Below are 20124 nucleotides of genomic sequence, written 5' to 3' on the forward strand. Positions count from 1 at the left end.
TGGTTCACCGCCTTGGGTGTAAGCACAATGGCGTTCAACTTGAATGGTTTCAACTTCAACCAATCAATCATTGACTCTGAAGGTCGTGTGATTGCAACTTGGGCGGATGTAATCAACCGCGCTAACCTGGGTATGGAAGTAATGCACGAGCGTAATGCTCACAACTTCCCTCTAGATTTGGCTGCTGGTGATTCTGCTCCTGTAGCTCTTACTGCTCCTGCTATCAACGGTTAATTCTGAAGTTTAGCTAAATGAGAAAGCGCCCTCTGGTAACGGAGGGCGCTTTCTTATTTGTATAGGTAAAAGATAGGTTAGATAGCAATCCTAAATGAGTTGTGAAAAATAGTTTTCTAATCGAACCACAGAGGCGCAGAGAACACGGAGAGATAAGAAATAGAGGTTTTAACAAATAATTTAGGAATGCTATACATCAAATATTCCCAGTGCCAAAGCATAAAAATTAACTTTTGCACGAACTCTAGGTAAAATACATAAGCCTAATCCTTTTTCTTTAAGATCATGGGCAACACTTTTGGTCATCTATTTCGCATCACTACTTTTGGCGAATCTCACGGCGGCGGTGTGGGGGTTGTGATTGATGGTTGTCCCCCACAACTAGAAATTTCGGCGGAAGAAATTCAACTAGAATTAGATAGAAGGCGTCCGGGACAAAGTAAAATTACGACACCTCGGAAAGAAGCGGATACCTGCGAGATTTTATCAGGGGTATTTGAAGGCAAAACACTAGGAACGCCTATAGCAATCTTGGTACGGAACAAAGATGCTCGTTCGCAAGACTACGACGAGATGGCCGAGAAATATCGCCCTTCTCATGCGGATGCAACTTATGATGCAAAATATGGCATTCGCAATTGGCAAGGCGGGGGTAGATCGTCAGCTCGTGAGACAATTGGCAGAGTAGCAGCAGGTGCGATCGCTAAAAAAATTCTCCGTCAAGTTGCCAATGTCGAAGTTATCGGTTATGTCAAGCGCATCAAAGACTTGGAAGGTGTGGTCGATCCAAATACTGTCACCTTAGAACAAGTGGAAAGTAATATTGTCCGCTGTCCTGATGTTGAATGTTGCGATCGCATGATTGAATTAATTGAGCAAGTTGGTAGACAAGGTGATTCTATCGGCGGTGTCGTAGAATGTGTGGCGCGAAATGTGCCGAAAGGTTTAGGCGAACCAGTATTTGATAAATTGGAAGCTGATATTGCTAAAGGTGTGATGTCTCTCCCTGCTAGCAAAGGCTTTGAAATCGGTTCCGGTTTTGGCGGAACGTTGTTAACCGGAATTGAGCATAACGACGAATATTATATTGATGAAAATGGGGAAATTCGCACTGTAACTAACCGTTCTGGTGGTATTCAGGGGGGAATTTCTAACGGGGAAAATATCATTTTACGAGTTGCATTTAAGCCGACGGCGACAATTAGAAAAGAGCAAAAGACAGTAACTCGTGAAGGTGAAGAAACCCTATTAGCTGCGAAAGGACGACACGATCCTTGTGTGTTACCTCGCGCAGTTCCAATGGTTGAGGCGATGGTGGCGCTAGTATTGTGTGACCATTTGTTACGGCATCATGGACAGTGTAAGGTGTTGTAGGGATTATACTTTGACTTTCAGAAAATATTTATGCTTCGGGGGTGGGTGTCAAACTCGCCCTTTTTTATCTGTATTGCTATAGTAGCGGATAACACATTTAACTACGTGCGATCGTATCTACTAGCAATATGCTTCAAGAGTCTCAAAATCGCTTAAAACACTTTGCTGCTTTAAAGTCCAAGTACCAAGCAACTAATTATCCCGATTCATCACCCTCTAGTCTTCTTTATCTCATCCTGCGAAAAGTTGACTTAGGAATTCAACTAACTACACTAGAAATTGAATGGTTAAGAGAACATGAGCTTGAATTTATATGTCAAGAACAGCAAGATAAATTAAAGGACTTTGTAAATTTAGGGGTTGAATTCTCAAAATTAAAGTCTAAGTACAAAGCTACAAAGCATGGTACTTCCTGGCAATCTAGTCATCTGTATTCTATACTTTGGAAAATTGATTCAGGGAATTTACTTACTGATTCAGAAGTTCAATGGCTGAGAGAAAATGATTTATCTGAAGCCAAGAAGATTGCTCAAGAGATGAAAAAGATTGCTCAAGAGAAGAAGAAGATTGCTCAAGAGAGAAGCCGATTTACTCAACTAAAATCTAAGTACAAAGCTACTCAATATCAAGACTCATATCTTGATAGTTTCTTGCATCAAATACTAAAAAAGTTAGAGGTTACAGAACGTTTAAGTGATTCGGAATATAATTGGCTGCTTAATAACCAACTCTTAGAAACAGCAGAAATTTTCCAACAACAAGACTCAGAAAAAGAAACTCACTTTGCTCAATTACGAGATAAATACCAAGCTAATAAACACCTCGATTTATCATTGTCGAGTCCACTGTATCCAATACTGCAAAATATTGACGCCAAAACTAATTTGAGTGAGTCAGAAATTAACTGGCTGGAACAGCAAGAACTTAGCGAAACAATTGCCATTGCTCAAGAGTTGGAACAAACACGAGAATTTGCAGCCTTGAGACTTAAGTATAAAGCAACTGAGTATCAGGATTCATCGCCTAAAAGTCACCTGTATAAAATTCTCAAAAGGCTTGAGTTGTCCAATCAGTTAGGCGAACAGGATATTAACTTTCTCAAAAAACGCAAGCTGACTGAGATTATAGAAATTGCAAATGAAAAATACGCCTCTACCCTAAAATCTAAGATAGATTTAGGAGAACTACTTAATGAATCAGAAATTGACTGGCTGAAAAATAATAGACGTGAATATATCATTGTTCTCGCTCAACAAAAGCACTTCGCTATTCTCAAAAGAAAATATGGATTGATAGCTCCTACTCTACCAATGCAGCCATTTTACACAATTATGGTAAAGCTGGAGAAAAAAGAACGACTAGATATTATTTTAGTCGCTCAACTAATAGAACAAAATATGTTATCTCGTGATGGTAAGATTGCTATCGCACATTACAGACTAGAAGCAGAATTTTATGAACAGGAAATTAAGCGTACTGGGCATAAATGGCATATACCTACTGCTAGTAGTTATTGGCGTAAAGCCAATCAACCTGAACAGGCATTAAAAATTACTAGCTTGGATTTAGAAAGAATTAAAGAAGGTAATCTAAAATCAGCTATTTTAGTGACTAGAGGTGCAGCATTCAGAGATATAGGCAATTTAGCTGATGCTGAAAATTGTGCCAGAAAAGCTATGGAGTATCAGCCTAACAGTTATCAACCCTATACTTTAATGGGAGCAATTTATTATGACATCGGTGACTATGTTGAAGGTGATTATTGGTTTGAACAAGCCATACAACATGGAGCTAAAACTGAAGATATAGATGATGAGATCAAGCGAATATTCCGAAGTACAAAAGATGAGAATAAACGACATGAAGCAGCAGAATATTTACTGAAAAAAGATTCACAACGATATTCTTGGGCTAAGTCTTATCTCAAAAAATCGCCAAATAATAGTAAATAAACTGGTTTGCATCACCAAACTACCAACATGACCAGATTCATCCATGACCAATTTGCCAAAGACTACCTCGAACAATTACTCACTCCTTACGGCGAAGTCCAAGCAGCTAGACGAGTCGCAGGAGAAGTTAGATAGATTGACGTTTATTTCATTCCCAAACCACAACCAAGGGACATACCAGGAACACTCGGATTATTAGGTCAAATTGTCACTACCCCTTCTCTACTTGAACCATTTCGTAACGCAGCCTCAGCTACAGAAATTTGCGATTGTCTCTTAAAATTATTAGAGGTGCGTGGCGATTTACAACGACAAGCAAATCGCAATAAAACTCGTATTCTAGAATCTGATTTACCAAAATTATGGATTCTTACCCCCACAGCATCCGCACAACTCTTATCAGGATTTGGTGCTAACCCAAAAGATGACTACCTGCCTGGAATATACTTCATGCCAGAATATTTGCGTACCGCGATAGTAACAATTCATCAGTTGCCATCTATCTCAGAAACCTTATGGCTGAGAATCATCGGTAAGGGAAACGTTCAAAAGCAAGCAATTGACGAACTAGAAGCACTTACTCCTGATAATCCTTTCCGAAAAGCAGCGTTAGAATTGCTGTACAACTTGCAACAAAACTTACAAGTCACTCAAAATCAAGACGAGGAAGATAGGGAATTACTTATGCGATTAGCACCACTTTACCAACAAGACCGAGAACAGGCGATACAAGAAGGAGAACAACGGGGACTCCAAACAGGACTCCAAACAGGACTCCAAACAGGAATTCAGCAGGGAGAACGCTTAGTAGTGGAAAACTTGCTGAAAGTTCGCTTTGGTGAAATAGATAATGAGCTTCAAGCAATTATTGAACCTTTATTATCCTTACCGCCAGAAGAGTTTACGCCTTTACTGTTGCAGTTATCTCGTGAAGAATTAATTCATCGGTTTTGCTAGTGTTTATCACATATCCTTTAATGAGTTTTATTTTGTCATGCTAATTGCATTTATAATCGGTCTTTTTTGGTGGTTAATATACATAAATTAGAATTTTAACCGATTATTCTTGCTAAGACCGTGAGACATTTTTAGATTACCTGCTGATTGAATAAGTCGGCAATCTAGTTGTTAAGCTGTTGTAGCGATCGCTCAACAGTGTAAAATGTCTCGTATAGCGTTGCATCAAGCAGAGAAGGGCGATCGCTGATGTATGATATGGCAACTTGATATAAATAATTAAACATGGATTTTCTGACAGTTCTAGGATTAGCTGCCGCCACAATAACCACAATCTCTTTTTTGCCACAGATGTTTAAAACATGGCAAACAAAATCTGCAAAAGATGTTTCTTTGGTTACGCTAATGACATTCATAAGTGGTGTTTTTTTGTGGCTAATCTATGGAATTTATTTACAATCCTTGCCAATTATTCTTGCTAACGCCGTAACATTGGTTTTTAACTTAATTATTCTATGGCTTAAAATTAAATATAGATAAACTTGTCTCTAACAAACACCTGTGACATCATCTGTATTTGACTCTGAACGCCTTCTATTTACACCTACCACCCCAGACACCAACGCTATCCCCATAATCTTCGCCTTTCCCAATGAGTACAACGTAGGTATCACTAGCCTTGGCTATCAAGTAGTGTGGGCAACTTTGGCAATGCGTGATGATGTACAGGTAAGTCGCCTGTTTACTGATGTTCACGAACAACTCCCTAGAACGCCAGAAATTGTGGGATTTTCGATTTCGTGGGAACTGGATTATGTGAATATTTTAAATTTGCTGGAATCTTTAGAAATTCCCATTCGAGGAACCTCTCGTGATGATTCTCATCCGATAATTTTTGGTGGTGGCCCAGTTCTCACTGCTAACCCCGAACCTTTTGCAGATTTTTTTGATGTCATTTTACTGGGTGATGGTGAAACCCTGTTAGGGAATTTTATTGAGGCTTACAAAGAAGTCAGAAATGCCTCAAGACAAACTCAACTAAAAAGACTTGCACAAATACCAGGAATTTATGTACCAAGTTTGTATGAGGTGGAATATCACACAAAAGATGGTGAAGTAAAGTCAATCAAACCAATTTCTTCTGAAATTCCCGCAGTGGTGCAAAAGCAAACTTACCGGGGAAATACGCTATCGGCATCGACTGTAGTCACCGAAAAAGCCGCCTGGGAAAATATTTACATGGTGGAAGTGGTGAGAAGTTGTCCAGAAATGTGCCGCTTTTGTTTGGCGAGTTATCTCACCCTGCCTTTTAGAACAGCCAGTCTGGAAGATTCGTTAATTCCAGCGATCGCAAAAGGTTTAGAAGTCACAAATCGGCTAGGATTATTAGGAGCTTCTGTTACACAGCATCCAGAGTTTGAAGCGTTGCTAGATTATATCAGTCAGCCAAAATACGATGATGTCCGTCTCAGTATTGCTTCAGTGCGAACTAATACTGTAACAGTCCAGTTAGCAGAAACTTTGACGAAACGAGACACGCGATCGCTTACCATTGCTGTAGAAAGTGGTTCCGAGAAAATCCGGCAAATCGTCAACAAAAAGCTGCATAACGACGAAATCATCCAAGCAGCGGTAAATGCCAAAGCTGGCGGATTAAAAAGTTTGAAACTCTACGGAATGGCAGGAATTCCCGGTGAAGAAGCAGAGGATTTAGAACAAACCGTGGCAATGATGCGTAATATCAAAAAAGCTGCGCCGGGATTGCGGTTAACATACGGGTGCAGCACCTTTGTCCCCAAAGCACACACACCGTTTCAATGGTTTGGGGTGAATCGTCAAGCAGAAAAGCGGTTGCAATTTTTACAAAAACAGCTAAAACCACAGGGGATAGAGTTTCGCCCAGAAAGCTATAATTGGTCGATTATACAGGCTTTGTTATCGAGAGGCGATCGCAGAGTGTCCCAACTACTCGAACTTACTCGTGACTTTGGCGATTCCTTGGGTAGCTACAAACGTGCTTTCAAACAACTCAAAGGACAAATCCCCGACTTAGATTTCTACGTCCACGCCGAATGGTCAACAGAACAAGTATTACCCTGGAGCCACTTGCAAGGGCCTCTGCCACAGTCTACACTACTAAAGCATTTGGCTGATGCTAAGAGTTATATCAATCCATCCTCAAAAGAATTACAGCCATTGAATTCATAGCTGAAAACTTGATGCAAAACACAGCTGAGTATTACTGCGCCTATTGCGGCGAACCGAACTTAACTTTTATTGATTTGAGTGCTGGAGGACAGCAATCTTACGTTGAAGATTGTCAAGTTTGTTGCAATCCAAATATTTTGTATGTACGAGTTGATGAAGATACCCTAGATATCGAAATTGATACCGAATCCGAAAGTTGAATTTTAGGTTTTTCTTTCCATGCTGCACTTTAAACATTCCTCAGTAATTAATGCGTCGCCACAAGTAGTTTGGAAATTTCACGAAAGGCCAGATATTTTGCAACTGTTGAATCCACCTTGGCAGCCAGTCCAAGTGGTTCGTCGTGAAGGAGGACTGAACGTGGGCGCTATCACCGAATTTCGCTTGTTTCTCGGCCCATTACCCTTAACTTGGTTAGCGCGTCATACTGAATGTGAACAATATCGCCTGTTTACCGACGAACAGATATCTGGCCCCTTTGAATCGTGGGTACATCGACATGAATTTGAACCAGAAAATGGCAAAACCAGATTAACTGACGCTATTTCCTTCTCTATGCCTGGTGGAGGAACTGTTGAATTTGTCAGTGGTTGGCTAGTGCAAGCGCAACTGGAAGCGATGTTTCGTTACCGCCACTATGTGACTAAACGTGAGTGCGAGTCATAAAACCTCTAACTTTTGTTAGATTTTTTTGGCATCTGAAATACTATTGAGCTAATTTCAAAGTATTTTCTGAGAATTTTAAAAATCTCATCCTTGTCAAAGATAGTAATGCTTTAGAGTTGGGGTGCGATTCTTATAGGAATCCGATTTGATTTTTGAACAAAATTAAGTATTTGTAGGGGGCGTTGCCCTGTCGCTAACACACCCTACGTATATTTTCAAAAATCAAATATGAGTCCTATAGTCTGAACTTTGGAGCGATCGCTTGGCAAAGATCGGTTTTTAGCCTACATTAGTTTGGGATCTCAACTGTTACAGCATCATGCACGAATTACTCCACTTCATTCCCTACTCTTGACGCTAATTATGTTATCGGCTTTTTCCCAGACTTCAGCTGTTTAAAAAGCCCCATATTAAAAACACTAGTTTTTATAATCACCAAAGCTATCAGTGCTATAACTTACATAATCCAACCGCCATAACAAAAACAGTTGTTGGTATGGCGGTTGTATGTGTAATAATAGTTAAAGTATCTTAATATTTCTAAATGTCTTATAGCGTTTACTAATAATAGTCCCCTCATCGCTTGCGGGGAGAGGGTTGGAGGTGGGGTTCCTGTATCTCACCCAAGCGAGAATCGCTATAAATGTTGGCCCTATCCAATGCAAAACACTGACCACTAATAGAGTTTTCTGGCTAGTGGTTAGTGCTTTTTGTTGTGGCTTATTTTAGGAATTTTCACCTGAATACGAGGCGGAGTAAAAGCGTGATTCAATTAGAACAACCACCCAGTCATCAATCAAAAGTGACTCCAGTAGTGAAAAGTAAATCTCAGTTTAAAGGGCTTTTCATTGCTATTGTCATTGTTAGCGTATGGGTAATTAGTCTGAGTTTATTACTCTCCCTTGACATCTCAAAATTACAATTTTGGATGCTATTTCCCAGTATACTTTGGCAAACATTTTTATATACAGGATTATTTATTACATCTCATGATGCTATGCATGGGGTAGTGTTTCCCCAAAACAGCAAAATTAATCATCTTATTGGGACATTAACTTTATCTTTTTATGGACTTTTACCATATAAAAAATTATTGAAAAAGCATTGGTTACACCACCACAATCCAGCAACTCAAATAGACCCAGACTTTCATAATGGCAAACACAGAAACTTTTTTGCTTGGTATTTACATTTTATGAAAGGTTACTGGAGTTGGGGACAAATAATTGCGCTAACCCTAATTTATAACTTTGCTAAATATATACTCCATATACCCAGTGATAATTTAAATTACTTTTGGGTGTTTCCTTCGCTTTTAAGTTCATTACAATTATTTTATTTTGGTACTTTCCTCCCACATAGTGAACCTATTGGAGGTTATATTCAGCCTCATTGTGCCCAAACGATTAACCGTCCAATTTGGTGGTCATTTATCACGTGCTATCATTTTGGCTATCACGAAGAACACCACGAGTATCCTCATATTCCTTGGTGGCAGTTACCAGAAATTTACAAAGCAAAATAGTTCTTGTTCTTCTAATAAATAAGTGGGCGTGAATAATTAAAGGTTTGTAGTCAGTGTCTCCAGCCCTTAAAATAAGTGTGGGGCTGCTTACTAAGAGCAAATTTATTCTGCTTATGCCAATTAATAATTCTCGTCTTGTCACTTATAGCCCTGCTTATACAATCGTTCCCACTTACGAGTGCTTTAATCGCTGTAGTTACTGCAACTTTCGCAGCGAACCGGGTAAAAGTCCGTGGATGAGTCTTTCAAATGCAGACAGTATTTTGAAACCACTTCAAAGCGAAAAAGTCTTTGAAATTCTCATACTTAGCGGTGAAGTACATCCTCATTCGCCAAAACGTCAGGCGTGGTTTGAGCGAATTTATGATTTGTGTGAATTAGCGCTTTCAATGGGGTTTTTACCTCATACAAATGCGGGGCCACTGAGTTTTGAAGAAATGCAAAAGCTCAAGCGTGTGAATGTTTCGATGGGGCTGATGTTGGAACAGTTAACGCCAACATTGTTAAATAGTGTACATCGGCACGCACCGAGTAAATTACCAGAAGTTCGTTTACAGCAATTGCAATGGGCGGGAGAGTTGCAGATTCCCTTTACAACTGGGTTACTGTTGGGAATTGGGGAAACTGTAGATAATTGCTGGGAAACATTAACAGCTATATCTCAACTGCATCAACGTTATCACCATATTCAAGAAGTTATCTTGCAACCTCATAGTCCAGGATATCAACAAACCTTTGATGCACCACCTTTTGACCCTCATCAGTTACCAGAAGTAATTGCTAAAGCACGTCAGATTTTACCACCAGATATTACGATTCAAATTCCGCCAAATTTAGTTAAAGATGACCGATGGTTGCTCGCTTGTATCGAAGCTGGTGCTAGAGATTTAGGTGGAATAGGGCCAAAAGATGAAGTGAATCCTGATTATCCTCATGTTCAGGAACAGGCTTTAAGAGAAATTTTACAACCTGCGGGGTGGGAATTGGTAGCTCGTTTGCCAGTTTATCCACAATTTGATAGTTGGTTGTCGGGAGAATTACAAACAGTGGTGAAGCGATCGCGCAATGCTATGTTATTGGTTTAACAGATTGAGTGCGATCGCTAACCAAGAGCGATTATCTTACTACTGATTAACCAGAACGGATACATCTCCTTTGACTTTGCCCAGATTTGACAATGATCAACGATCAGGAATTCCTTCATGGTGCTGCATTTTTGCGGCTAATTGATTATGGAGAACGCTTTACAATAACTCACGCATCTTCGATACATTCATCCATTTATCTAGTTGAAACAGAAAACAGTAAATCGGCTATTCTTTTTAAGGTTTCTAAAAAACCCAAATCTGTATGGTCTTTTACCTTCAGTAGTCAAGAAGAATTAGCCTTAGATACTCTGCATAGTAAATACCACGATATTTCAGTATTTTTGGCATTAATCTGTCATAAAGACGGTATCTGTTGCATTTCGCAAGAAAGGCTTTGGAGTATATTGGACAAATATATTGGCATTGCTGACCAACACATATCTGTGTCTCGAAAAACACATGGTAGTTATCATGTTAGTGGCCCAGGTAGGCAGCATCTGGATCAAACAATACCTCAAAATGCCTGGCCTCGTGTACTTTTTTCCAACTAGGACAATACTGATGAGTAAGATAGATATTGCAACGGATGGATATTGTATTAATAAGGTTATTGACAAAGTTAATAGCAAAATTGGGGAAAAAGCAGCAGAGCAATTAAAACAAACTGCTGTTGAGGTAGTCCAGAATTGCGTTCATTTCTACTCCACCACTTTTGGTTCTGGTGATGTTGGCGCTACAGGTACAGGTATTGTTAGTCAGTCTCACAAAGGAAAAATAGCTGATGGTACTACCGGACTAATTTATGGCAAAGTCCAAAGTGGTAAAACCAATACTACCATTGCTACACTGGCACTTGCTCAGGCTAACCATTTCCGTTGTTTCATTGTCTTGACTTCTGATAATACATGGCTAGGTAAACAAACTGCTGATCGTTTTGTCAATCAACTCAAGGGTGGGCCTGTTGTCTTTAATTGGGAAGAATGGAGAAATGATCGACCAAAAGACTTTGCTGAAAGCAAATTACTTCCCTATATCAAAAAAAGAGGAATTGTTCTAGTATCTACAAAAAATGTACGCCACTTAGATAACCTTCTTCAGGTTCTCAAGTTTGCTAAAGCTAGTACTGTACCCACTCTAATATTTGATGATGAAGCTGATAATGCTAGTTTGAATACAAACGAAGCAAAACAGAGTAAGAAAGGTAAAGCGGCAGCTCCAGATAGCTCAGTTTTTGTTAAAATTGGCGATATTCGGAAAGAGATAGCTAATCATATATATATACAAATTACTGCAACTCCTCAAAGCCTTCTGCTGCAAAATCTTGAACATCCCTGCAAACCAGTTTTTTGCGCTGCTCTTCCTCAGCCAGGTAATAGTTATATGGGAGGTGACTTATTTTTTGAAGAAAATAGTCTATACTCCTGCACAGTTCAAGCCGAAGAATTAGATCGCTTAAAAAAACAGGAAGGAGAGAACCCTAGCAAGAACTGGGATATTCCTAATGGTCTTAAACTAGCTCTGTGCTGCTTCTTCCTTGGGTCGATTTACAAGATGCAATCAGGGAGCGAAGATGCTAAATATTCTTTTCTAGCTCATATATGTTACAAAAAAGACAATCACAAAAATTTAGAAGAAATTATCAGTTCCTTTGTTTTAGATATTGATCAGGCTATTTGTGGAGAATCCTCAGCCAACAAGCAAAAAGAGGCATTAAAGTATCTTAATGAAGCTTATAATGAATTGAGCAAAACAGCAGTAAATTTACCATCTTTTAATCAACTTATTGAAGAACTAAAACCTGAATTACAAAGTGTCAGACCAAAAATTATTAATGCTAACAACCCAGATAAAGAACTAAAGTATAGTCCAGGAATGAATATTCTTGTAGGGGGTAATAGACTTGGACGTGGTGTAACTATTGACGGATTAATGGTAACTTACTACCTTCGTGATGCCAAGCAAAAGACGATGGATACAGTTCATCAGCACGCACGGATGTTTGGTTATCGTCAGGAACTACTTGATGTGACTCGCCTTTTTTTGCCTCAGCATATTTTAGAAGATTTCCGAGCAATTCATGAAGCTGACGAGGGAATGCGCCAAGCTATAGGTGATGATCCTAAAAATATTAATATTCAGCCCGTTTGGGTAGGATCAACACTGAAAGCAACTCGTTCTAATGTCTTAAATCCGTCAGCAATTAATGCTTTTACGCCTGGTATAGCTATTTTTCCACCCGATCCACTCTGGAAAGCTTCGGAAATTAAGGAGCATACAGAGAGTTTGACCAAGCTTTTAGAGCCGTATAGCGATGAAGATATCCGATATGAAGTAGATATTGACTTTCTACTCAATGTACTATCATATATGCCAAGTCGCCCTGCTGGTAATTATCCCTGGGAGGATAAACGAGTTCAAGAGGTACTTAAGGCAATGAAGAATACGGCAGGTATTCAGCAGGGACGACTCAATGTTCGTCGGGGAAAAGAAACAAAAGGCAAGGGATTTAGATTAAAAAATAGACCAGCAGCAAAAGATGGGTCAGGAACGTGGAGAGGAACTTCTGGTTTTACTAGTCCTGAATGGGTAAATAAAGCAAAACAAGAATATCCTAATGTTCCTACACTTATTGTAATTCTGGAAGAAGGTAGAAAAGAAGATGGCTGGGAAGGTCTACCTTTCTATCTTCCAACACTAGTTCTGCCGAAAAACAAGTTTGTCTTCATGTTTAATTACTCAGAGACTGCTGAAGAATTAGAAGATGATATAGACTTACAGGATGGAAAAATAAGTGCGTGATGTAGCTATCGCACAATTAATAATTAATAGAATTTTCGCATAAGCGATCGCTTTCACAATCTCACTTGCAATAGCAACTTAAGCCAGTACCACCAAAATAGTCTCAAATCAATACCCCGGCGAACTAATTCATCATTGCATCCCCCAAAGGAGAGAGATAGGAGCCTAAACCCTGTTGTAAAATAGACATATAAGGATTCGGGGGGCCATTTAAGTGGTCATAAACGCCTATAGAAACTATTTTTGGAAATCTCCAAGGTCTGAAGTCCAGCCAGCTGAAGCAACTACAGCGGCTGTATCACCAGCGCATACCAGGCGATCGCATCACCACGCCTGAGTTTTCCCAGCGTCTGGCAGCAATTAGCACAGAAGTCAATCAGCCTGTGTGCGCTTACATCAACCGTCGCGGACAAGTGATTCGCGTCGGGGTAGGCACACCGCGTCAAACGCAAATACCACCGATGGAATTGCCCCGTTACGGTGCAGAACGACTCAGTGGTATTCGTTGTATTGCCACCCATCTGAAGCCAGAACCGCCCAATGAAGCGGCGCTCACGGCTATGGCACTACAACGCTTAGATGCCCTAGTTGTCCTAAATATTACCGGAACCGGATTTACACGTCGGGGAGGCGGTGCGACTGGCTATGTCAAAGAAGCTTATCTAGCTCATCTGACACCCCAAGACTCTCGCACCCTGATTCCTAGTCCTGCTGCTGTCAAAGTAGAGGAAAGCCAATTCGGCTTCGCTCACTCTAAACAAATCCAATCCCCAAGTTGGAATATATCACCACCTTTGGATTTGGACGATCTGGCAGACCAGGATTTAGTAGACTTGGTAGAAAATCTGGAAGCGGAATTCCAGCGCGAATTTATCGCTCAGGAAGTAGATGCTGACCACGATCGCGTGCTGATTGTGGGGCTGATGACCAGTGAGGTGACTCCCCTACAATTCCAAGATACCCTAGTGGAATTGGCACGTTTAGTTGATACCGCTGGGGGAGATGTATTACAAACAATACAACAAAAGCGATCGCGCGTTCATCCCCAAACCGTAGTTGGCGAAGGTAAAGTGCAAGAAATTGCCCTAACTGCCCAAACACTAGGAGTCAACCTCGTTGTCTTCGACCGCGACCTCTCACCCTCCCAAGTCCGCAACTTAGAAATGCAAATTGGTATCCGGGTGGTTGACCGCACCGAAGTAATTTTAGATATCTTTGCCCAACGCGCTCAATCTCGTGCCGGTAAGTTGCAAGTAGAACTAGCACAGTTAGAATACATGCAACCGCGACTGGCTGGTAGAGGTCGCACCATGTCCCGATTAGGTGGTGGTATTGGGACTCGTGGTCCTGGTGAAACCAAACTGGAAACTGAGCGCCGTGCAATTGGGCAACGCATTTCTCGACTGCAAAAAGAAGTAACTCAGTTGCAAGCCCATCGTTCGCGGTTACGGCAACGAAGACAGCATCGAGAAGTTCCTTCAGTTGCTTTAGTTGGATATACCAACGCTGGCAAGTCAACTTTGCTGAATGCTCTCACTAATGCAGAAGTTTATACAGCCGACCAGTTATTTGCCACTCTCGATCCGACTACCCGCCGTTTGGCGATTCCTTATGGCGAAACCAATGAACATCAGGAAATTCTGATTACAGATACAGTAGGGTTTATACACGAACTGCCTGCATCGTTAATGGATGCCTTCCGTGCCACCTTGGAGGAAGTCACAGAAGCCGATGCCCTACTACACTTGGTAGATTTGTCTCACCCAGCTTGGTTGCGTCATATTCGCTCAGTCAGAGAAATTTTGGCACAAATGCCAATAACTCCTGGCCCGGCGCTAGTGATTTTTAACAAGATCGATCAAGCCAATAGTGAGACACTAGCCATAGCTAGAGAAGAATTTCCCCTCGCGGTATTTATTTCTGCGAGTCAGCGCTTGGGATTAGAAACCCTACGTCAGCGCCTTGCCAAGTTGATTGAATACGCCGTTGATTCTCAGTAAATACTGAAATAAATTTTTAATTTCTAGTTGAAAATGCCGTAGTTAATAGTAACTATGGCATTTTTTATTGAAAATAATAGATATTTCTACTTTACTAAAGCTTTATCGGGTTATGTGGAATTTGCTGAATGACAATCTTATAAAAGACGTGCTAGAACAATTGATTAATAGTATTTTTATGTTTATAACTGATACAGGAATTCAATTTATTCACAAAATAAATTCAATTACGTATAAAGATTTAAGCATTGAACTTGTTCTTAATTAATTTTCTACAGCAGAACTCAGAATGGGCTGCGCTAAGGAGAGTAAAACACACTTTATATCTGGGTAACAGACTTAGCTTGTGTACCTTACAACTTTAAATCTGCTGTAAGTAATGTATTAACCTTTCAGAATGACTTTTTGATTTATCTCATTTATCAACATTATATAAAGAAAGGTATATGCAATTAGCTTCACAGCCATTTGAGTCGAAAGATGTCAAAGTACAGCTTCTTTTAACTGGAGGACATCAATATACCGTTTATTTAAAATCGGATGCACCTTTACTGCATAGCCTTTTAACAACAGTTGTGGCTCGTGCTTACAAACAAGAATCTGAGTTACAAAATTTATTCCAAATTCCCATCAATGAAGGTCGCTCGGTTTTGTGTTTTCCTGGCGAACATCTTATAGGCGTGGTTACAGAACCCCCAATTTTTGTACAGCAATCAGAGAAAATACAACAGCAAAATGATTATATTTTGGATTCTGATTATATACAAATAGATAATTTTTTTAAACCAGAAGAGCACAAACACTTACTCAAATATGTCCTAGAGAAAGAGTCGGACTTCTTGCCAAGCAATACTTCTACAAAGGATATTAACTATCGCCAATCAATGGTTATCTACTCATTCCCTGAATTTTCTGAACTGATATTAAAGAGAATTCAAGCAATGATTCCTGATATCATGAGCAAATTAAACTTACCATTATTTTCTGTATCACAAGTTGAAAGCCAACTAACTGCACATAATGATGGTAACTATTACAAACTTCATAATGACAATGGTAGTCCAGATACTGCTACTAGAGAATTAACATACGTTTATTATTTTTATCAAGAACCAAAATCATTTTCTGGTGGTGAGTTGTTGATATACGACAGCAAAATTGAAAATAACGTATATGTAAATGCTGAGACATTCAAAACAGTCGAACCTCGCAACAACAGCATTGTATTTTTCCTCAGCCGTTATATGCACGAAGTACTGCCTGTGAATTGTCCCTCTCAAGCTTTTGGAGATAGTCGATTTACTATCAATGGCTGGGTGCGTCGATAAGCAAATTCAGTATAATTACTGTATAATACCACCATGAATATTTAACTTTAGGTAAGGCGCTCGTCTTACTTAATTTATTGCAAACTCATAGCCAATGGACTTTCTGAATAATATTTGTGGTTGCATTATAAATAGTCTATAGCAATTTATTTATAAGTTCAAAAAAGCGATTTAATTTACTACTTAAAACTAGAAATATTACGTAATTGAAAAAAAATATTTTCATAGTATAAACACTTAGCAATCGTAACTTTATCGTGTGAGTGTCATTTGTTTATGCTCTATTAAATTTTTGATGAAGCTTAAAGAAAACAGTATTATATCTCTTTTTTTTGTGCGAATTTAGATCAGCAAATGATGTCAATGATGCTCATATAAACATCATTATTAGGAAGCTTTTCCATATCTTGTTTAAGACGAAGAGGTTTGATTTACATGTCTCAAGCATATTCAAAAAAAGTAATTGGTTATATAAGTTGTGGTTTATTATCATTCACCTTAGCTTTAGGGTCACAAATACCTCAAGCACAGGCCGGTAACGGTAACAGCAATGGCAACGGCAACGGCAACGGCAACAAAAATACACCAGCACCTGCTCCAGCGCCTGCTCCAGCACCTGCTCCAGCACCTGCTCCAGCGCCTGTACCAGCACCTGTACCAGCACCTGCTCCAGCGCCTGCTCCAGCACCTGCTCCAGCGCCTGCTCCAGCACCTGCTCCAGCGCCTGTACCAGCACCAGCACCCAAGAGTTTAGGGTCTATAAGTTTTTCAGCTACAGGAACCAATACATACGACAAATCCAATGATCCTCTCGCAGCGTCAGTCCTTTTTAATTTCCTAGACAATGGTTTATTGTCACTGACCCTGACTAACAAATCTTCTGTAGGAATCTCAAACCCTTCTGATGTTCTGACATCAGTCTTCTGGGACTATGCTGGTTCTGCCCTAAACAATTTATCGCTGGTTTCGGCTTTAGCTCCGACAGTGACCTCAAGCGCAGGTTCCACCACTACAAATAATGTTGATCTTCTAGCTCTAAAAGAATGGAAATTGCCAAACACGAGTAATACTGGAGGACTTCCTGGCATTGACCAACACTACGGTCTGGGTACAGCTGGCTTAGGCATTTTCCAAGGTGGTGGTGGACAGCAATTTAATTACGGCATCATCAGTGGCTACGCTAATGATGCAAATCCAGCCGTGAGTTCGGGGACTTTTATTCAAGGTTCAGCTACTTTCCTGCTATCAGGGCTAACCTCCGACTTTGACATCACCAAGATTGGCAACATCCGTTTTCAGTACGGTACATCACTAGACGAAACTAGTATAAAACCTGCCACAGCGCCAGCACCAGCACCCGCGCCAGCACCCGCGCCAGCACCCGCGCCAGCACCAGCACCAGCACCAGCACCAGCACCAGCACCCGCACCAGCACCCGCACCAGCACCCGCACCAGCACCCGCACCAGCACCCGCGCCAGTACCCGCACCTGCGCCAGCACCCGCGCCAGCACCTGCGCCAGCACCCGCACCTGCACCCGCGCCAGCACCCGCGCCAGCACCCGCGCCAGCACCCGCACCAGCACCTGCGCCAGCACCCGCGCCAGCACCCGCGCCAGTACCCGCACCCGCACCCGCGCCAGCACCTGCGCCAGCACCTGCGCCAGCACCCGCACCCGCACCCTCAGTACCGCCTTACTATCAACCCCCTGCACCTCAACCGAAAAAAGTACCTGAACCTAGTACAACCGCAGCATTAGGATTATTAGGCTTGGGTGTTTTCGGACTCCAGAAGAAAAACAAAAAAAATCTTTCCTAAACTTAAACCGCACAGCTAAGTTTTAGTAGGAAGGGTCTTAAATACATGGGTTTAGAGGAACATAAGCACTTCTAAACCCATATTTGTTAGAGGTAAGAAATGCGAAATTAAAACTCGCCTAGAAAATTCCCGCTTTTTAACTAGCGCTTAGTACTCAAAAAAAGTTGAATGATAGAAACAATCTCAATACAATTACTGGTATTCCCAGCATTTAAACTGAAATATTATTAGTTTTTTAAGTCGGATAAAAAATAACAACACTCTACATATTTGGCTAGCATTAACTTTGCAGTCCACATTCACTGCTTCTGTAGATTAGGTTATGAAGGGATAAAGCAGCCACAGTCAGTGGCAAAGCTCTAAAATTAAAAAGTATTAAATCAAGTTGAGGACATCATGGCTGCAAAAGTAGAAATTTACACTTGGAGGACTTGCCCGTTTTGTATCCGTGCCAAAAGTTTGCTGAAAAACAAGGGTGTTGAATTTATCGAATACAGTATTGATGGAGATGAAGCAGCCAGAAATAAAATGGCTCAAAGGGCAAATGGACGGCGCTCTTTACCGCAAATTTTCATCAATGATAATCATGTGGGTGGTTGTGATGATATCCACGCTTTAGACAGTCAAGGCAAGCTTGATGAGTTACTAACTTCTAGCAATAGCGTATAGATTCAGAAGGTATTGCACTAGCGACAAGCCGCTGCAAATTACACGGCAGTCGCTACAACTATAGAAAAACAACGTGCTGCCTTGTCTACGGGCTTTTTCCCCACAAAACCGATATCTGTCCACAAGACTTTACCCTCCAGTTCTACTCAGTAGTACAGATGTACGTCAATTGCTAAGATCATCAAGGGATAATAATTGAATAACGATTTAATTTCTTGGTGATTGAGGTATAAAGGGTGAAACTGGCTTTTATCATTGATTCCATCCATCTACTTGACCCGTGTCATGATACGAGTGTTGCCCTAATTGAAGCAGCGCAAATTCTGGGACATGAAGTTTGGGTAACTCAGGCAAATCTGCTGAGTGTGGTGGAGGGCAAAGCTTGGGCTGTCCTACAGCGAGTCGAACTTGTACCAGTGCAGTTAGTGGAGGGACGCTGGGTAGCGGCGAATCCTTGGTATAAGTTGAGCGATTCCTTCTTAACTTCTTTAGAGACAATGGACGCCGTATTTATGCGGACAGATCCACCTGTCAATGATTCCTATTTATATGCCACCTACATTCTGGATTACATTGACCAAAATAAAACCCTGGTGATTAACAGTCCCAGTGGCATCCGAGGGGCAAATGAAAAAATGTATGCCCTCCAGTTTACCAAAGCGATTCCAGAAACGATTGTCAGTGCTGATAAGCAATTTATCCGGCAATTTGTGGAAGCAAAGGGGGCAGGAGTTCTCAAACCACTCGGTAATAAAGCTGGCGAAGGAATTTTGTTTTTGCAATCAGGCGATCGCAATTTTAACTCCATTGTTGAACTCAGTACCCTCCAAGGTAAAGTGCCAGTAATGGTACAAACCTATTTACCGGAGGCAAAAGAAGGAGATAAACGAATCATCTTGCTCAATGGTGAACCAATTGGTGCGCTCAATCGCCTCTCTAGTGGAACTGATTTTCGCAATAATATGGCAACTGGTGGTACAGTCGCCCAAACCGAAATTACCCCAAGAGAGTATGAAATTTGTACCCAACTAGCCGAACGCTTACGCCAAGACGGCTTAATTTTTGTGGGTATTGACGTTATCGGTGGCTACCTAACTGAAGTTAACGTCACTAGTCCTACTGGCATTCGTGAGATTGACCGCCTAGATGGTACTCGCCTTGGTCATCAGGTTATTCAATGGATTGAGCAGACGCTCAAAATTCAAAAATAATTTACATTTGTTTTTTTTGTTTGATGTCCTATTCCCCAGCAAACAGACTTCTTTCGGATACTTGCGTGGGCTGGTTCGCTACGCTACGCTACTTGTTTTAAGTAAATATATTTACTTGTACGGAATATGAGTTTAGTGGATCGCGAGGGGTAGATGTATTATTTCTGCGATCGGCTGTGATGCTCGTTTGCCCTTGGTGTCTCCTTTTGGGAGAAGACTCGTTAACACTGCGCTATCGGTGATGCATCCATAGTTGGGCAGGTATTCCTATTGTTTTGTTCTGAAAGCATAGCTG

17 protein-coding genes and 2 pseudogenes are annotated in these 20124 nt (G+C 40.8%); 17 read left to right on the forward strand and 2 right to left on the reverse strand.

Annotated elements, in window-relative coordinates; translation table 11 throughout:
- The 4 genes and pseudogenes from V7K44_RS17085 to V7K44_RS17100 all read left to right on the forward strand — a co-directional run.
- Window positions 1–234, forward strand: a pseudogene (locus V7K44_RS17085) (photosystem II q(b) protein); the annotation flags it as partial.
- Window positions 235–519: 285 nt separating this feature from the next.
- A complete protein-coding gene (aroC, locus tag V7K44_RS17090; RefSeq protein ID WP_334933130.1) occupies window positions 520–1608 on the forward strand; it encodes a chorismate synthase in 1089 nt (362 codons plus the stop codon).
- Window positions 1609–1736: 128 nt separating this feature from the next.
- The gene (locus tag V7K44_RS17095; protein ID WP_334933131.1) at window positions 1737–3560 is read left to right on the forward strand and encodes a hypothetical protein; all 1824 of its coding nucleotides are present in this window, start codon (window positions 1737–1739) and stop codon (window positions 3558–3560) included.
- Window positions 3561–3587: 27 nt separating this feature from the next.
- A pseudogene (locus tag V7K44_RS17100) lies at window positions 3588–4517 on the forward strand (hypothetical protein).
- A 164-nt stretch (window positions 4518–4681) separates the two neighbouring features.
- On the opposite strand, the gene V7K44_RS17105 reads toward V7K44_RS17100, so the two are convergent.
- Window positions 4682–4933, reverse strand: a complete 252-nt coding sequence (locus tag V7K44_RS17105; RefSeq protein WP_334933154.1) for a hypothetical protein — start codon at window positions 4931–4933, stop codon at window positions 4682–4684.
- Here V7K44_RS17105 and V7K44_RS17110 point away from each other — a divergent pair.
- The 10 genes from V7K44_RS17110 (at window position 4860) to V7K44_RS17155 (ending at window position 16131) form a co-directional block, all read left to right on the forward strand.
- Complete coding sequence (locus tag V7K44_RS17110) at window positions 4860–5057, forward strand: SemiSWEET transporter (protein ID WP_334933151.1); 198 nt, start codon at window positions 4860–4862, stop codon at window positions 5055–5057. The two genes, V7K44_RS17105 and V7K44_RS17110, sit on opposite strands and share 74 nt — an antisense overlap.
- 21 nt (window positions 5058–5078) lie before the next feature.
- Window positions 5079–6725, forward strand: coding sequence for a B12-binding domain-containing radical SAM protein (locus V7K44_RS17115; protein WP_334933132.1), 1647 nt, complete (start codon window positions 5079–5081; stop codon window positions 6723–6725).
- Between the two features lie 11 nt (window positions 6726–6736).
- The gene (locus V7K44_RS17120; protein ID WP_012411100.1) at window positions 6737–6925 is read left to right on the forward strand and encodes a CPXCG motif-containing cysteine-rich protein; all 189 of its coding nucleotides are present in this window, start codon (window positions 6737–6739) and stop codon (window positions 6923–6925) included.
- A gap of 19 nt (window positions 6926–6944) precedes the next feature.
- The gene (locus tag V7K44_RS17125) at window positions 6945–7391 is read left to right on the forward strand and encodes an SRPBCC family protein (RefSeq protein ID WP_334933133.1); all 447 of its coding nucleotides are present in this window, start codon (window positions 6945–6947) and stop codon (window positions 7389–7391) included.
- A gap of 763 nt (window positions 7392–8154) precedes the next feature.
- Window positions 8155–8916 carry a beta-carotene ketolase CrtW gene (crtW, locus tag V7K44_RS17130; RefSeq protein ID WP_334933134.1) on the forward strand — a complete coding sequence of 254 codons (762 nt, stop codon included), beginning with the start codon at window positions 8155–8157 and terminating at the stop codon, window positions 8914–8916.
- Between the two features lie 113 nt (window positions 8917–9029).
- Window positions 9030–10001: a 7,8-didemethyl-8-hydroxy-5-deazariboflavin synthase subunit CofG gene (cofG, locus tag V7K44_RS17135; RefSeq protein ID WP_334933135.1), complete on the forward strand. Its 972-nt coding sequence runs from the start codon at window positions 9030–9032 to the stop codon at window positions 9999–10001.
- A gap of 92 nt (window positions 10002–10093) precedes the next feature.
- Window positions 10094–10555, forward strand: coding sequence for a hypothetical protein (locus tag V7K44_RS17140; RefSeq protein ID WP_334933136.1), 462 nt, complete (start codon window positions 10094–10096; stop codon window positions 10553–10555).
- Between the two features lie 10 nt (window positions 10556–10565).
- Complete coding sequence (locus V7K44_RS17145; protein ID WP_334933137.1) at window positions 10566–12803, forward strand: Z1 domain-containing protein; 2238 nt, start codon at window positions 10566–10568, stop codon at window positions 12801–12803.
- A 230-nt stretch (window positions 12804–13033) separates the two neighbouring features.
- Window positions 13034–14803 carry a GTPase HflX gene (gene hflX / locus V7K44_RS17150; RefSeq protein ID WP_334933152.1) on the forward strand — a complete coding sequence of 590 codons (1770 nt, stop codon included), beginning with the start codon at window positions 13034–13036 and terminating at the stop codon, window positions 14801–14803.
- 446 nt (window positions 14804–15249) lie between these two features.
- Complete coding sequence (locus V7K44_RS17155) at window positions 15250–16131, forward strand: 2OG-Fe(II) oxygenase (RefSeq protein ID WP_334933138.1); 882 nt, start codon at window positions 15250–15252, stop codon at window positions 16129–16131.
- Between the two features lie 521 nt (window positions 16132–16652).
- On the opposite strand, the gene V7K44_RS17160 is transcribed toward V7K44_RS17155, so the two are convergent.
- Window positions 16653–16928: a hypothetical protein gene (locus tag V7K44_RS17160; protein WP_334933155.1), complete on the reverse strand. Its 276-nt coding sequence runs from the start codon at window positions 16926–16928 to the stop codon at window positions 16653–16655.
- Between V7K44_RS17160 and V7K44_RS17165 the strand changes: the two genes are divergently transcribed.
- The 3 genes from V7K44_RS17165 (at window position 16891) to gshB (ending at window position 19829) form a co-directional block, all read left to right on the forward strand.
- The gene (locus V7K44_RS17165) at window positions 16891–17949 is read left to right on the forward strand and encodes an XDD4 family exosortase-dependent surface protein (protein WP_334933153.1); all 1059 of its coding nucleotides are present in this window, start codon (window positions 16891–16893) and stop codon (window positions 17947–17949) included. The genes V7K44_RS17160 and V7K44_RS17165 overlap by 38 nt on opposite strands.
- Before the next feature lie 396 nt (window positions 17950–18345).
- Entirely contained in the window at window positions 18346–18618 is a 273-nt protein-coding gene (gene grxC / locus V7K44_RS17170) for a glutaredoxin 3 (protein WP_334721050.1), read from the forward strand.
- A 236-nt stretch (window positions 18619–18854) separates the two neighbouring features.
- Window positions 18855–19829 (forward strand): glutathione synthase, encoded by a 975-nt coding sequence (gshB, locus tag V7K44_RS17175; RefSeq protein WP_334933139.1) that lies wholly within the window; start codon window positions 18855–18857, stop codon window positions 19827–19829.
- Window positions 19830–20124: the final 295 nt, after the last annotated feature.

Origin of the sequence: Nostoc sp. (assembly GCF_036917235.1) — a bacterium.
Classification (GTDB): Bacteria; Cyanobacteriota; Cyanobacteriia; order Cyanobacteriales; family Nostocaceae; genus Nostoc.

What these genes read in the sequence shown, in the direction of transcription:
- aroC (WP_334933130.1), top strand. Translation starts at nt 520, where the DNA reads ATGGGCAACACTTTTGGTCATCTATTTCGCATCACTACTTTTGGCGAA.
- V7K44_RS17095 (WP_334933131.1), top strand. Translation starts at nt 1,737, where the DNA reads ATGCTTCAAGAGTCTCAAAATCGCTTAAAACACTTTGCTGCTTTAAAG.
- V7K44_RS17105 (WP_334933154.1), bottom strand. Translation starts at nt 4,933, where the DNA reads ATGAATGTCATTAGCGTAACCAAAGAAACATCTTTTGCAGATTTTGTT.
- V7K44_RS17120 (WP_012411100.1), top strand. Translation starts at nt 6,737, where the DNA reads ATGCAAAACACAGCTGAGTATTACTGCGCCTATTGCGGCGAACCGAAC.
- V7K44_RS17125 (WP_334933133.1), top strand. Translation starts at nt 6,945, where the DNA reads ATGCTGCACTTTAAACATTCCTCAGTAATTAATGCGTCGCCACAAGTA.
- cofG (WP_334933135.1), top strand. Translation starts at nt 9,030, where the DNA reads ATGCCAATTAATAATTCTCGTCTTGTCACTTATAGCCCTGCTTATACA.
- V7K44_RS17140 (WP_334933136.1), top strand. Translation starts at nt 10,094, where the DNA reads ATGATCAACGATCAGGAATTCCTTCATGGTGCTGCATTTTTGCGGCTA.
- V7K44_RS17145 (WP_334933137.1), top strand. Translation starts at nt 10,566, where the DNA reads ATGAGTAAGATAGATATTGCAACGGATGGATATTGTATTAATAAGGTT.
- V7K44_RS17155 (WP_334933138.1), top strand. Translation starts at nt 15,250, where the DNA reads ATGCAATTAGCTTCACAGCCATTTGAGTCGAAAGATGTCAAAGTACAG.
- grxC (WP_334721050.1), top strand. Translation starts at nt 18,346, where the DNA reads ATGGCTGCAAAAGTAGAAATTTACACTTGGAGGACTTGCCCGTTTTGT.